Origin of the sequence: Pedococcus sp. KACC 23699 (assembly GCF_045348425.1) — a bacterium.
Lineage (GTDB): Bacteria > Actinomycetota > Actinomycetes > Actinomycetales > Dermatophilaceae > Pedococcus.
On the sequence record NZ_CP157483.1, the window covers coordinates 2,139,495 to 2,152,405 of the forward strand.

Annotated in this window: 11 protein-coding genes and 1 tRNA gene; 4 read left to right on the top strand and 8 right to left on the bottom strand. The window is 71.1% G+C overall.

Going from position 1 to position 12,911, the window contains the following annotated elements:
• The first annotated feature begins 73 nt into the window (after positions 1-73).
• A complete protein-coding gene (locus ABEG17_RS10060) occupies positions 74-655 on the top strand; it encodes a 2'-5' RNA ligase family protein (protein ID WP_406829334.1) in 582 nt (193 codons plus the stop codon).
• Positions 652-3,687, top strand: coding sequence for an EAL domain-containing protein (locus tag ABEG17_RS10065; protein WP_406829335.1), 3,036 nt, complete (start codon positions 652-654; stop codon positions 3,685-3,687). Before ABEG17_RS10060 ends, ABEG17_RS10065 begins: the two co-directional genes overlap by 4 nt.
• Positions 3,688-3,788: 101 nt before the next feature.
• On the opposite strand, the gene ABEG17_RS10070 is transcribed toward ABEG17_RS10065, so the two are convergent.
• From ABEG17_RS10070 to ABEG17_RS10090, 5 genes are all read right to left on the bottom strand, one after another.
• The gene (locus ABEG17_RS10070; protein ID WP_406829336.1) at positions 3,789-4,367 is read right to left on the bottom strand and encodes a TMEM165/GDT1 family protein; all 579 of its coding nucleotides are present in this window, start codon (positions 4,365-4,367) and stop codon (positions 3,789-3,791) included.
• Between the two features lie 400 nt (positions 4,368-4,767).
• Positions 4,768-4,950, bottom strand: a complete 183-nt coding sequence (locus ABEG17_RS10075) for a DivIVA domain-containing protein (protein ID WP_406829337.1) — start codon at positions 4,948-4,950, stop codon at positions 4,768-4,770.
• Between the two features lie 67 nt (positions 4,951-5,017).
• Entirely contained in the window at positions 5,018-5,680 is a 663-nt protein-coding gene (locus ABEG17_RS10080; protein ID WP_406829338.1) for a class I SAM-dependent DNA methyltransferase, read from the bottom strand.
• 100 nt (positions 5,681-5,780) lie between these two features.
• Positions 5,781-5,857: transfer RNA gene (locus tag ABEG17_RS10085), tRNA-Pro, on the bottom strand.
• Between the two features lie 135 nt (positions 5,858-5,992).
• The gene (locus tag ABEG17_RS10090; RefSeq protein WP_406829339.1) at positions 5,993-6,922 is read right to left on the bottom strand and encodes a metallophosphoesterase; all 930 of its coding nucleotides are present in this window, start codon (positions 6,920-6,922) and stop codon (positions 5,993-5,995) included.
• Between the two features lie 62 nt (positions 6,923-6,984).
• Between ABEG17_RS10090 and ABEG17_RS10095 the strand changes: the two genes are divergently transcribed.
• Positions 6,985-7,449, top strand: a complete 465-nt coding sequence (locus ABEG17_RS10095) for a GatB/YqeY domain-containing protein (RefSeq protein ID WP_406829340.1) — start codon at positions 6,985-6,987, stop codon at positions 7,447-7,449.
• 112 nt (positions 7,450-7,561) lie between these two features.
• Here ABEG17_RS10095 and ABEG17_RS10100 read toward each other — a convergent pair whose 3' ends face one another.
• Entirely contained in the window at positions 7,562-9,979 is a 2,418-nt protein-coding gene (locus tag ABEG17_RS10100) for a transglycosylase domain-containing protein (RefSeq protein WP_406829341.1), read from the bottom strand.
• A 274-nt stretch (positions 9,980-10,253) separates the two neighbouring features.
• Between ABEG17_RS10100 and ABEG17_RS10105 the strand changes: the two genes are divergently transcribed.
• Positions 10,254-10,586 (top strand): WhiB family transcriptional regulator, encoded by a 333-nt coding sequence (locus tag ABEG17_RS10105; protein WP_406829342.1) that lies wholly within the window; start codon positions 10,254-10,256, stop codon positions 10,584-10,586.
• A gap of 104 nt (positions 10,587-10,690) precedes the next feature.
• Here ABEG17_RS10105 and ABEG17_RS10110 read toward each other — a convergent pair whose 3' ends face one another.
• A complete protein-coding gene (locus tag ABEG17_RS10110) occupies positions 10,691-11,878 on the bottom strand; it encodes an ArsA family ATPase (RefSeq protein WP_406829343.1) in 1,188 nt (395 codons plus the stop codon).
• The gene (locus ABEG17_RS10115) at positions 11,878-12,903 is read right to left on the bottom strand and encodes an ArsA-related P-loop ATPase (RefSeq protein WP_406829344.1); all 1,026 of its coding nucleotides are present in this window, start codon (positions 12,901-12,903) and stop codon (positions 11,878-11,880) included. The genes ABEG17_RS10110 and ABEG17_RS10115 overlap by 1 nt, the downstream gene beginning before the upstream one ends.
• Positions 12,904-12,911: the final 8 nt, after the last annotated feature.

Consider the following 12,911-nt stretch of genomic DNA (forward strand, 5'->3'; position numbering starts at 1 on the left):
GGTGGCACAAACGGGCCCCTATCATCGGGCCCGACTTCTGTGTACCCCCAAACGTTGGAAGGAGAGTGGACCGATGCTGCTGCACGCGGCGTTCTTCCCTCCCCGTGAGGCCGTCGAGGAGCTGGTCGACCTCGTCCGCTCGGTGCCCGGCCGGCCGGACGAGCTCGCACCGGTGTCGGTCGACGACATGCACGTGCACGTCACGAGCTTCGGCAACCTCGCACGGGCGGACGCCGCTCGCCTCATCGAGCAGCTGAACGAGGCCGCGAAGCACTGGTCCCCGGCGCCCCGCCTCCAGATGGCCGGCTGCCTCGCCCTCGCCGCGCCCGGCGACCTCTCGGTCACGGTGCCGCTGGGCGGGGACGTCGACCGGCTCGTCAGCATCGCCCGGTCCATCCCCGACGTCGTGCAGAGTCTCGGACTCCACGTCGACCGTCGCCGCTTCCGCGCCCAGGTCCCTGTCGGCGACGTGACCCCCTCGACGACGCTGCCCTACCTCGAGCGCCTCGTGGCCGTGCTCGAGGCCTACTCCGGACCGACCTGGGTCCTGCCCGACCTGGTGCTGCTCAAGCCCAGCTGGGCCAACGACGGTGCCGAGTCCGACGCCGACATCCACGCACTGATCCAGATCCCGGCCGGAACCCCCGCACCGTGAACGCCCGGGAGCTCGCGCGGACCGCTCGTCACCTGGCCAGGTCCGCCACGGGCGCCCGCCCACGGCCGGCCGAGGCGCTCGCGTTCGGCCTGCTCGTCGTCGGTGCCCTGGCGGCGACGCTGCTGCCGGCCAGCCGTATGGGCACCGGGGCCTTCGAGGCGCTGGCCGCGATGGTCGTCGGGCTCGGACTGGCGGGGATGAGCGTCCGCCGGCGGCAGCGTTCGTGGGTCGACCCGCTCGGCCCGCTCCTGGTCATGGTCGGCGTGATCCTCCTGCGTGGCGCCCTCGGCGGCGCCGTCTCCGGGGTCGGACCCCTCGTGGCCGTACCCCTCGTGTGGCTGGCACTCTTCGGCACCCTGGGCGACCTCGCCGTGGCCGCAGTCGTCGCGGGGGTCGTCTTCGTCGGTCCCGGGCTGGTCGCCCACCTGACCGCCGCGCCGGGCCAGGCCGTGGTCGTCGAGTGGCGACCTGCAGTCCTCTGGTCGGCGGTGGCGCTCCTCGCGGCCCCCGTCATCCAGGGCGTCATCCGCGGACTGACCGCGCAGAACCGCGCCGAGCGCCGGGCCGCTGCCCAGCTGCGGGCCATCATGGGCGGCGCGACCCTGACGAGCATCATCAGCACCGACGCCGACGGCGTCATCACCAACTTCAACGTCGGCGCCGAGGACATGCTCAAGTACGACGCGGACGAGGCCCTGGGCCGGAAGGTTCACGAGCTCATCCACGACGCCGCCGAGTTGGCCCACGCGGCGGGTCAGCTGGGGGTGGAGCCGGGCGTCGAGGTCTTCGCCACCCTCGCCGAGAACCACATGCCCAGCCGCGAGTGGACGTACGTGCGCAAGGACGGTCGTCGCATCTCGGTCCGGCTCGCCGTCACCGAGCTGCGTTCGGAGGACGGCGAGGTCACCGGCTACCTCGGGGTCGCAGTGGACACCACCGCCGCCGTCGAGATGCGTCGCGAGCTCAAAGAGGCGCAGGCCCTGTGGCGCCTGTCGATGGACCACCTGCCTGACACGGCGGTGCTCGTCCTCGACCGCACCCTCGAGGTGTCGCTGTCCACCGGCGGAGGTGCACGTCGCCAGGGCCTGGCCCAGGCCGCCGGCCGCGACGTGTCGGAGTCGTTCACCCCCAAGAGCTTCGCGCTGCTCAAGCCGCTCATCGACGGCGCCCTCGAGGGCCGCGACGGTGTCGTCGAGCTCACCGCCCCCGAGTCGGGGGCGGAGCACGAGGTCTGGGTCAGCCCCCTGCCCGGCACCTCTACGACCTCCGGTGCCGCCCTGATCATGGCCCGCGACGTCAGCCGCGACCGTGAGCGTGAGCGCCTCCTGCGGACCAGCCACGACCGCATCCAGCGGTTGTTCGTCGACGCGCCGCACGGGATCGCGGTCCTCGGCCGCGACGGGTACGTCCGTCAGGTCAACCCCTCCCTCTGCCTCCTGCTGGGACGCGGGGAGGAGGAGCTGGTGGGCTCGCCGCTGGCTGCGCTCGGGGCAGGTGACGACGACCGCATACCCACCCTCCTGGCCTGCACCACCCGGGAGGCCGGCGCCCGGACGGACTGGTCGGTGACGACTCCGGTGGGCGCCGAGGTGCACCTCAACCTCTCCAGCACCGTCCTCGCGGGCGGCGGCGCGCCGGAGGAGGACGAGCTGCTCGTCAACGTGGCCGACGTGTCCGAGCGGCACGCCTACGAGCAGCAGCTCGCCCACCTCGCCGACCACGACACCCTGACCGGGCTGGCCAACCGCCGCCGGTTCGCCGTCGAGCTCGACCGCCACCTCGACTTCTGCCGCCGGTATGGCGCCCGCGGAGCCCTGCTGCTCATCGACCTGGACCACTTCAAGGAGGTCAACGACACCCTGGGCCACGCGGCGGGCGACACCCTCCTCATGTCCTTGGCCGAGGTCCTGACCCAGAGCGTCCGCAGCACCGACATCGTGGCGCGCCTCGGCGGCGACGAGTTCGCTGTGCTGCTGCTGGAGACCGACCTGGCCGGCACCGAGCTGGTGGCCGAGCACCTCGTCGCTGCGGTCCGGGCGCACCACACGGCCCTCGGCGCTGCGGCCGACGCGGTGACCGCGAGCGTCGGGGCGGTCCTCATCGGTGGCGGCGACGGACTCCGCGGGGCAGAGGAGCTGCTGACCAGCGCCGATTCCCTGATGTACCAAGCGAAGCAGGGCGGCCGCGACGGGTGGGCGGTGCTCGGCGCCGATGCCACGGTGGGCGTGCCGATGGGCTCGGCCCTGGGCTGGAGCCAGCGCATCGAGACCGCGATCGCCGAGGACGAGTTCAGCCTGCACCTGCAGCCGATCTGGGACATCGGCCTCGGTCGGGTGACCGGTGCCGAGGTGCTGCTGCGGCACGGCCCCGACGCCGTGCCGCCGAGGGAGTACCTCGCCCAGGCGGAGAAGTCAGGGCTCGTGCTGGCCATCGACCGATGGGTGCTCGAGCGTGCCATTCCCCTGCTCCAGCGGTTCCAGGGCGTGCGGCCGGACTTCGAGCTGTCGGTCAACCTGTCCGGCCGCTCGGTCGGCGACTCCCAGATCGAGGAGGTCGTCCAGGCCGCGCTGCTGCGCTCCGGCGCCGATGGCACGGGCCTGGTCCTGGAGGTCACCGAGACGGCCGTCGTGCCGGACCTGGCGAAGGCCAGGGCCTTCGCCGAGCGCCTTGGCGAGGAAGGGTGTCGTTTCGCCCTCGACGACTTCGGTGCTGGCTTCGGGTCGTTCTCGTACCTCAAACACCTGCCGTTCGCCTACGTGAAGATCGACGGCGAGTTCGTCGCGGACTGCGACGTGGACCCGACCGACCGCGCCATCGTGGCGTCGATCGTCCAGGTGGCCCACGAGCTCGGCAAGCGCACCGTCGCGGAGTACGTCGGCAGTGCGCAGGTCCTCGACGTCCTCGCCCTCGAAGGCGTCGACCTGGCCCAGGGCCACCACCTCGGTCACCCCATCCCGGCGGAGGAGTTCCTCGCGCTCCTGGCCGCGGACGGGTTCGTCGCGCCCGAGGGCGTCGACGTCGCAGTGGCCTGAGCCAGGACGCCGCCGGCCGCAACCCGGACGCCGCCGGCCGCAACCCGGTCGCCGCCGGCCGCAACCGGGTCGCGGCCGGGTCGCGGCCGGGTCGCTGCCGGTCAGAACCAGCCGAGGCCCTCGGCGATGAGGACCAGGCCGAAGACCAGGAAGGCCGCGGCAGCGCCGTACTTGATGACGCGCTCGGGCAGCTTCTTGCCCAGGACGGCGCCCACGCCGATCGCGAGGGCGTCGGCCGCGACCATGCCGACGGTGCTGCCGATCCAGGTGCCGAGCCAGCCCTCCCGGGTGGCGAGGGTGATGGTGGCCAGCATGGTCTTGTCACCGAGCTCGGCGAGGAAGAACGCGATGCCGACGGCGATGATCGCCTTGCCGGTGCTGCGCCGGGCCTTCTCGGCCTCGTCCGCGGTGAGCTCGTCCCCGCGCAGGGTCCACGCCGCGAAGACGAGGAAGGCGACGCCGGCGACGATCGAGATGATCCACTGCTTGTCGGCGAACGAGTTGCCGACGACCTGGCCGATCCCCACCGAGGCGAGGTGGACGATCGCCGTGGAGATGGTGATGCCGATGAGGACCTGGCGCACGGTGTAGCGCGTCGCGAAGGTCATGGCCATCAGCTGGCTCTTGTCGCCGAGCTCGGCCACGAAGATCACCGCGGTGCTCAACAGAAAGGCGTACATGGGTGTTGCGTCTCCTAGCCGCCAGGCCGAGGAGAGCGTGTCCATGACGTCCCTTCGACCAGGCACGTCCGAACAAACAGGGTCGTGGTGCTGGTCGAAAGTCTCGTCCGCCACCGACTCAGATCCGGTGGCCCACCGCACCGGACCCGGGGGTCAGTGTGTCGACGCGGCGATTGGGGACTACTCCCTTTCGAACGCGCACGTTACCCGTCGCGGTAGGCGGAAAGCGAACTCGCCCCGCAGGCGTCCCATGCCCCGGCCCACTCCCACGGCAACCCCATACGGCAGCAACCTCTCCCGCAGCAACCTCTCCCGCAGCAACCTCTGCTAGCAGAAGGTGCTGCCGTCAGGTCAGGTTGCTACCTGTGGTCGGTGCAGCAACCTCTGCGGAGTCAGGCGACTAGTGAGGGGTCGGCAGGTCCGGTGTCGGCGGTTGGTGTGCACCCGGACGTCCGCCCTGCTCGTAGTAGCGCAGCGCCTCGACCACCGTGTCCAGGAACTCGTCGACCTCGCGCTCGTCGTACCCGCGACGGAACGACGTCGACGTGAACCGCTGGTTCGTGACTTCGTCGGAGGTCAGCACGCCTCCATCATCCTCTTGGTCGAGCGGTTGCGGGAGGGTCACACCGGACAGGAATGGCCAGACGTCGTCAGTCGGCGCGGGCGAGGACCATTGCCTGCCCGTCGGCTTCGCGGCCGACGGGAGCACGCTGCATACGGCACACCTCCGTGAGGCCGGCCGCTGCGAGGTGACTGGCGACCTCGTCGGCCGTGAAGAGGTGCCGGTGGAGGGAGACGTCGTGCCCGAACCGTCGGTAGCTCACGACCTCGCGCACCCCTTGGCCGGACTGGAAGCCGACGAGGACGTGCCCGCCCGGCCGCAGGACCCGAGCGACCTCGGCGAAGATCGCGGCCTGCCCGGAGGGCGCGGTGTGGATCGTCGAGTACCAGAGCAGCACCCCGGCGAACTGGTCGTCTTCGAACGGGAGGTCGTTCAGCGGGGCCACCGCGAAAGGCAGGTCCGGGTGTGCACGGCACGCCTCGGCGACCATCCCCAGGGACAGGTCGACGCCCTGGACGGCGCAGCCGCGGTCCGCGAGGTAGCGGCTCATCCGCCCGGTCCCGCACCCCGCGTCGAGGACGGCTGCCGCGTCGCCCGTTCCGACGGCCTCGATGAAGCTGTCGACCATCGCCAGGTCGATCGGCGCCTCCGCCCGCGTGTCGGGGAGGTGCGTGGCATAGGTGCCGGCCACGGTGTCGTACGCGTGACGGACCACCTCCACGGCGAACGGGTCCGGCGTCGTCGAGGGCACGCCGCATGATGGCACGAGGGCGCTGTCGCCACGGAGTGGACCCACACACGAAGAGGCCATCAACCAGGTCTGGTTGATGGCCTCTGTCGTGCAGTTCTGCTGGTCGGGGTGACAGGATTTGAACCTGCGGCCTCTTCGTCCCGAACGAAGCGCGCTACCAAGCTGCGCCACACCCCGTGGCCGTTGCTCCCGAGCAGATCTGACGTGGTCAGACGCTGATCCGGCAGCGACAAGGAAGGATAGCCCACGGCCTGCCACGCCTCCCAATCGGCCCGTTCCAGCCGGTCGCTCTGAGCAGCTGACGTCGGCGAGCTACCGGGGGACCAGGGTCAGCAGGGTGGCCTCGGGGCGGCAGGCGAACCTCGCGGGCGCATACGGCGACGTGCCCAGCCCGGCCGACACGTGCAGCCACGAGGCGTCGGCGGGTGCCAGCTGCGAGGGGGTGGAGCCCGCGCCGGGCCACCACCGCGACAGCCCCTTCGCGCGGTCGGTGGGCAGGTCGCAGTTGGTCACCAGGGCGCCGAGGAACGGCACCGCGAGCTGGCCGCCGTGGGTGTGACCGGCGATGAGGAGCCGAGCGCCGTCGGCGGACATCGGGTCGAGCACCCGCCGGTACGGCGCGTGGGTCACGCCCACGGTGAGCGTAGCGGTGGGGGAGGCCGGGGCGGCGACGGCGGCATACCGGTCGCGCTGGATGTGCGCGTCGTCGGTGCCGACGAGCTCGATGGTCGACCCGGCCACGGACAGGGACGTGCGCACGTTGTCGAGGTCGGTCCAGCCGCCGTCGAGCATGCCGCGGCGCAGGTCCTCCACCGGCAGCAGGATGCGTCCGGACGGGGCCTGGGCGTGGCGACGGGTGAGGTACCGGGCCGGGTTCTTCGGGACCGGGCCGTAGTAGTCGTTGGACCCCATGACGAACACCCCGGGAAACTCGAACAGCGGCTCCATCGCCCGCAACGCCTCCGGCACGGCATCCGTCGCCGCGAGGTTGTCGCCGGTGTTGACGACGAGGTCCGGGGCCAGGGCAGCCAGGCCCCGGACCCATTCCACCCGGTGCTGCTGACGGGGCACGAGGTGCAGGTCCGAGATGTGCAGGACCCGCAGTGGACGCGAGCCGGGGGCGAGCACCGGCACGGTGAACCGCCGCAGCGCGAACCAGTTCCGCTCGACCAGGCACGCCCATCCGAGGCTGGCCACCCCCAGGGCAGCCGCGCCGCCCACCGTCCGCGCAAGAGTCTTCATCGCGGACATCCTCGCAAACAACGCGGTTGGGGACCGCGCCCACCTCCTGCGACACTGACCGCATGACCGAGCAGAGCCTGAAGGCCACCGTCCAGAGCGACCTCACCGCGGCCATGCGCGCCCGCGACCAGGTGCGCTCCGGCACGCTGCGCATGGCGCTCGCCGCCATGACGAACGAGGAGGTCTCGGGCACCCAGGCGCGCGAGCTGTCCGACGACGAGGTGCTCAAGGTGCTGGCCAAGGAGGCCAAGAAGCGCAAGGAGGCCTCGGTCGCCTACACCGACGCCGGGCGACCCGAGCTGGCCGCCAAGGAGGACGCCGAGCTGGCGATCCTCGAGGCCTACCTGCCCGCCCAGCTGTCCGACGAGGAGCTCGCCGCCATCGTCGCCGCCGCGATCGAGAGCACCGGAGCCACCGGTATGCAGCAGATGGGACAGGTCATGAAGGTCGCCTCGCCCGTGGTCGCCGGTCGCGCCGACGGTGGCCGCGTCGCAGCCGTGGTGAAGGCGTCCCTGGCAGGTCGGTGACGCCTCCGGTGGCGGCACGCGCGAAGCGCGGCGCGCGCCAGGCATGGCAGGGTCCCGAGACGACGCAGGCCCCCACCTGGAGGTGGGGGCCTGCGTCGTCAGGCGGGAGCGATCACTTCTTGGGTTTGCCCTTGGTCTTGGTGGGTGTCGGTGATGGCGTGGGCTTCGGCTTGGCCGTCGTGGTCGCGCTCGGCTTCGGCGGCGTCGTGGCACTGGGCTTCGGCGGGGGCGGCGCCTGGGGGACGTACCCGGTCGAGGTGTAGAGGCTGACCGTGTCGCCACGCAGCGCCGTGCCGCTGGGGGTGGTGTAGACCACGCGGCCGACGCCGTAGCTGCTGTTGGTGCTGCCGGCGACCTGGGCCTTGAAGCCGGCGTCGGTCAGTCGCGCGGTGGCTTCGGCCACGGTGAGGCCGCCGACGAACGGCACTGCGACCTTGTCACCGTTCTGGATCTTGTCGCTCGGGGTGTCGAAGTCCCGGATCGGCATGCCCTCCGAGGCGCCCTTCATGATCCCCTGCCACGTCGGGGCCGAGATGGTGCCACCGAAGACCTCGCCGTAGTAGACGCCGGCCAGGCGGACGTTCTTCATCCGGAACTGCGTGTACGGCGTCCCGACCCAGACCGCGGTCGCGAGCTGCGGCGTGTAGCCGACGAACCACGACTGGCGGTGCCCGTCGGTGGTGCCGGTCTTGCCGGCGGCGGGGCGCGAGCCGAGGCTCGCGCCCGTGCCCGTGCCGTTCTTGATGACACCGGTGAGCAGCTCGGTGGCCCCCTTGGCCACGTCGGGGTCGATGACCTGGCGGCACGGGGTCGGGCTGAGCCGGATGGCCTTGCCGTCGTTGGTCGTGATCGCGAGGATCGGGTTGGGCTTGCAGTACTTGCCGTTCGCCGCGAGCGTCGCGTACGAGGAGGCGAGCGTCAGGGGGGTGGCGGTGCCGGCCCCGAGGGTGACCGCGGCGGGCGAGCACAGGATCGGGTTGCCGTAGCCGTTGTGCAGGCCCATCGCCGTCATGGTGTTGCGCACGTTGGGGGTGCCGAGCTTGAGCACCAACGAGGCGAACGCGGTGTTGACCGACTTGGCGGTCGCCGTCTTGAACGGGATCGGCTTGCCGCCGATGGCCTCGTCGTTGCGCACCGGCCACGGGCCGAGGTCACCGCACTTGCCCTGCTCCGCCGGGGAGTAGAGCGCCGGCTGCTTGGGCGTCGCGTACTTCGACGGGATCGTGCCGTTGATCGACTGTCCGTGCTTGAGGGCCTCGACGATCGCGTACATCTTGGCGGTGGAGCCGAACTGGAACCCGTTCTCCCCGCCGTACTCGCGGTCGACGTTCCAGTTCAGGCCCGTCAGGCCCTTGGACTGGCTCCCCTTGCCCGTCGTGTAGGTGGTGTTCTGCACCATGGCGATGACCTTGCCGGTGCCCGGCTGGACGATCGCGGCGGCGGCACCGATGCCCTCGGAGTTGCCGACGGGCACACGCTTGGTCAGCTGCTTGCGGGCGATGTCCTGCGTCTGGGGGTTGAGCGTGGTCTGGATCGTCAGGCCGCCCTGGGTGATGTTCTTGACGCGCTCGGGGACGGTCTTGCCCAGCTCCGGCATGGTCTTGAGGTAGGCCATGACGTAGTTGCAGAAGTACGGCTCACGGGAGGCGGCGCAGTTGCTGACCGGGTCCTTGCGCTTGAGCATCTTGGCGACCGGGATCGCCTTGGCCGACTTCAGCTCCTTGTCGGTGATGATGCCCAGGGAGTGCATGCGGTCGAGGACCACGTCGCGTCGCGCCTGGGCGCGCTCGGGGTTGTGGACCGGGTCGGTGCGGCTGGGGTTCTGCACGAGGCCGGCCAGCAGGGCGGCCTGGGGGATGTTGAGGTTCTTGGCGGAGATGCTGAAGTAGTGCTGCGCAGCTGCCTCGACGCCGTACGCGAGGTCGCCGTAGTAGGCGAGGTTCATGTAGCCCTGCAGGATCTGGTCCTTGGTCATCTCCTTCTCGAGGGTGACCGCGTACTTGATCTCCTGGATCTTGCGGGCGGCGCTCACGCGGGTGGCGTCGTTGGCGGCCTTCTCGTCGTTGTTGCGCAGCGCGTTCTCCAGCAGCGTCAGCTTGACGTACTGCTGGGTGAGCGTCGAGGCGCCCTGGGTGTCGCCGCCCTGGGCGTTGGAGACCATGGCGCGCGCGATGCCTCGCGGGTCCACGCCACCGTGCTCGTAGAACCGGCTGTCCTCGATCGCCACCTGGGCCTTGCGCATGATCGGCGCGACGTCCTTGAGGTTGACGATGATCCGGTTCTCCTCCTGGGGCGTGGCCAGGATCTTGCCCGAGGCGTCGACGATCTTCGACTGCTGCGACAGCGCCGAGGCGGTGAAGTCTCCGGGGAGGTCGTCGAACATCGCCACACCGGAGGTCGCGGCGCTCCCCGTCGCCCCCACCGCGGGGATCAACAATCCGGCCGCCAGGAGGCCCATCACGATCGCCGTGGCGACAAAGGCTCCGAGCAAACTGATGACATTACCGAGGTTGGTGGCGCGACCGTGCATGGGCACAGGGTAACCGGCCTGTCTGAATGGGCCCGGATTGCGAGGCCGGGACCTGGGCGAGCTGCGGCGGATGTGCCCTGACCAGAACCGTCTTTTTGGGTGAGATGACCATCGCTACGACATGGTGCGGAATGACTAGTCCCTTTGGCCCGCCCAGAACTACACGAATGGGCCATGTCGTTGCAGTCCCCACCTTCCTATCGTTTCTCGAACATCGGAAAGTCATGAGGCGACACCACAGCCGCCTCGAACAGCAGTATCTGGAGGCATTGAGATGACGATCGCGCCAGCGCGACCCACCCGGCCGGGTGTGGCAGGTACTGCATGGGTCGAGGACTGGGCCCCCCAGGGTTCGTGCTCCACGGCCGACCCCGATGCCCTCTTCGTCCAGGGCGCGGCCCAGCAGACCGCCAAGGTCGTCTGCCAGCGCTGCCCCGTCATCGCCGAGTGCCTGGCTGACGCCCTCGACAACCGCACCGAGTTCGGGGTCTGGGGTGGGATGACCGAGCGTGAGCGCCGTGCCCTGCTCAAGCGCCGCCCCAACATCACCTCCTGGGCCAACCTGTTCGCCGCCGCCCGCGGTCAGTCGCGCGAAGAGAGCGCCTGACCCCCAGCCCCGGACACCCCGAGCACGAAGCACCACGCACCACCGCAGGACCCACGATCGAGCCGGCTGCCCCACGGGGCGCCGGCTCGTCGGCGTTCTGGGCCTCAGCCGCCGGTGAGGGAGGTCGCCACGGCGCGCAGCCCGGCGAGGTCGTGGATGTCCTGCGCCGCCGCGGGCACCTCCACGAGGGGTATGCCGGGGTGCCCCGCGGTGAACCGGCTCACCTGGCGCTCCTGCCGCTCGGCGGTCTCGGCGAGCGTGGCGTGCAGGCGCAGCAGCCCCTCGGTCGCCGCGCTGGTGGAGCTGGGGTCCGCGCGGTCCACGTCCGCGAGCTGGTCGGCCGCCGCCAGGGCGCGGGAGGCCTTCAGGGACGGCGCCGCGACCCGCTGGATGCGGTTGACCACGAGACCGGCGAGCGGCATCTGCTCCTCGTCGAGGCGTCCGGCGAAGTACGACGCCTCCCGCAGGGCGTCACGTTCGGGGGCGGCGACGACGACGAAGGCCGTCTCGGGGTCCTTGAGCAGCGCGTAGGTGAGGTCGGCCCGCTCGCGGAAGCCGCCGAACATCGTGTCCAGGGCCGCCACGAAGGTCTGCACGTCCTGGAGCAGCTGCCCGCCGAGCAGCCGGGACATCGTGCTCGTCACCATCGTGACGCCGACGCTGAACACCTTGAACCCGGCCCTGCCACCCGCCTTGGCCGGGGCCGTCATCAAGCGGATGAACCGGCCGTCGAGGAAGGACCCCAGCCGCCTCGGGGCGTCGAGGAAGTCCAGGGCCGAACGCGACGGCGGGGTGTCGACGACGACGAGGTCCCAGCGGCCGGTCCGGTCGGCCTCGGCCCGGAGCTGGCCGAGCTTCTCCATCGCCATGTACTCCTGCGTCCCGGCGAAGGAGCTCGAGACCGCCTGGTAGAAGGGGTTGGCGAGGATCTGGGCGGCCTTGTCGGGGGTGGCGTGCTGCTCGACCACCTCGTCGAAGGTCCGCTTCATGTCGAGCATCATGGCGTCGAGGGAGCCACCGCACGCTCCCGCGCCGGCGACGGGACGCGGGGTGTTGTCGAGCTCGGTGAGCCCGAGCGACTGGGCCAGGCGGCGGGCCGGGTCGATGGTGAGGACGACGACCTTGCGACCGTGCTCGGCGGCCCACAGGCCCATCGCGGCAGCGGTCGTCGTCTTGCCCACTCCACCGGCACCGCAGCAGACGACGATGCGGGTGGACGGGTCGGTGAGCAGGGACGCGAGGTCCAGCCGCGGAGTGCTGGTGGCGCTCATCGAGCGTGCGCGGGCGGCCATCAGATCATCTCCTGCTCGGCCACGGCGTTAGCGAGCACCGAGATGCCGCCGCCCTCGGTGCCCTCGGGCAGCAGGGGCAGCCGGACGGTCAGGCGGCCCTGCTCGGCGAGGATGGCATCCTGCTCGCGCTCGAGGGCCACCCGGTCGGCGTGCTGGGCGGCGTCGGTGAGCAGGCCGGCGACGACACCGGCCGTGGCCTTGACCCCGACCGAGGCGAGGTCTGCGGCGACCCCCTCGGCGAGCTTGGCGTTGCGCCCGTTGCGAACCGACCGCAGTGCCCGGTCCGACAGCAGCGGGTCGCGCAGCTGGTTGACGACGATGGCGCCGAGGGGCAGCTCGGCGGCGCGCAGGTCGCGCAGCGCGTCGACGGTCTCCTGGACCGGCATCTCCTCGAGCAGGGTCACGACGTGCACGGCGGTGGTGTGGCTGCGGACCATGCGCGTGATCGAGTCGGCCTGGCCGTGGATGGGGCCGACCTTGGCGACGTCGGCGACCTCGGCGTTGACGTTGAGGAAGCGGACCACCCGGCCGGTGGGCGGGGCGTCGAGGACGACCGCGTCATACACGAGGTCGCCCGAGCGACCCGAGCGACGACCGGCGGCCTCGTAGACCTTGCCGATGAGGAGGACGTCGCGCAGGCCGGGGGCGATCGTCGTCGCGAAGTCGACCGCACCGAACTTGTCGAGCACGCTCATGGCGCGGCCCACCTTGTAGAACTTCTGGAGGTACTCGCCGAGCGAGCGCTTGGCGTCCACCGAGATGGCCCAGACCGCGCCGCCGCTGCGGTCGTGGACGATGCGGGTCTCGGTGTGGCCGATCGGCGGGACGTCGAACGTCTGGGAGATCCCCTGCCGCTCCTCCACCTCCATGAGCAGCACGCGCTTGCCCTGTCGTGACAGGCCCAGAGCCAGCGCGGCCGCGACCGTCGTCTTTCCGGTGCCGCCCTTGCCGGTGACCACGTGCAGGCGGACCTTGGACAGGTCGGGCGTGGCGTGGGCGGGCGCGGGACCCACGGGCTCGGGCATGCGACCAG

Coding starts and splice junctions, on each gene's coding strand:
- ABEG17_RS10110 (WP_406829343.1), bottom strand. CDS start 11,878: ATGGCCGCCCGCGCACGCTCGATGAGCGCCACCAGCACTCCGCGGCTG.
- ABEG17_RS10060 (WP_406829334.1), top strand. CDS start 74: ATGCTGCTGCACGCGGCGTTCTTCCCTCCCCGTGAGGCCGTCGAGGAG.
- ABEG17_RS10105 (WP_406829342.1), top strand. CDS start 10,254: ATGACGATCGCGCCAGCGCGACCCACCCGGCCGGGTGTGGCAGGTACT.
- ABEG17_RS10070 (WP_406829336.1), bottom strand. CDS start 4,367: ATGTACGCCTTTCTGTTGAGCACCGCGGTGATCTTCGTGGCCGAGCTC.
- ABEG17_RS10090 (WP_406829339.1), bottom strand. CDS start 6,922: ATGAAGACTCTTGCGCGGACGGTGGGCGGCGCGGCTGCCCTGGGGGTG.
- ABEG17_RS10100 (WP_406829341.1), bottom strand. CDS start 9,979: ATGCACGGTCGCGCCACCAACCTCGGTAATGTCATCAGTTTGCTCGGA.
- ABEG17_RS10095 (WP_406829340.1), top strand. CDS start 6,985: ATGACCGAGCAGAGCCTGAAGGCCACCGTCCAGAGCGACCTCACCGCG.
- ABEG17_RS10115 (WP_406829344.1), bottom strand. CDS start 12,903: ATGCCCGAGCCCGTGGGTCCCGCGCCCGCCCACGCCACGCCCGACCTG.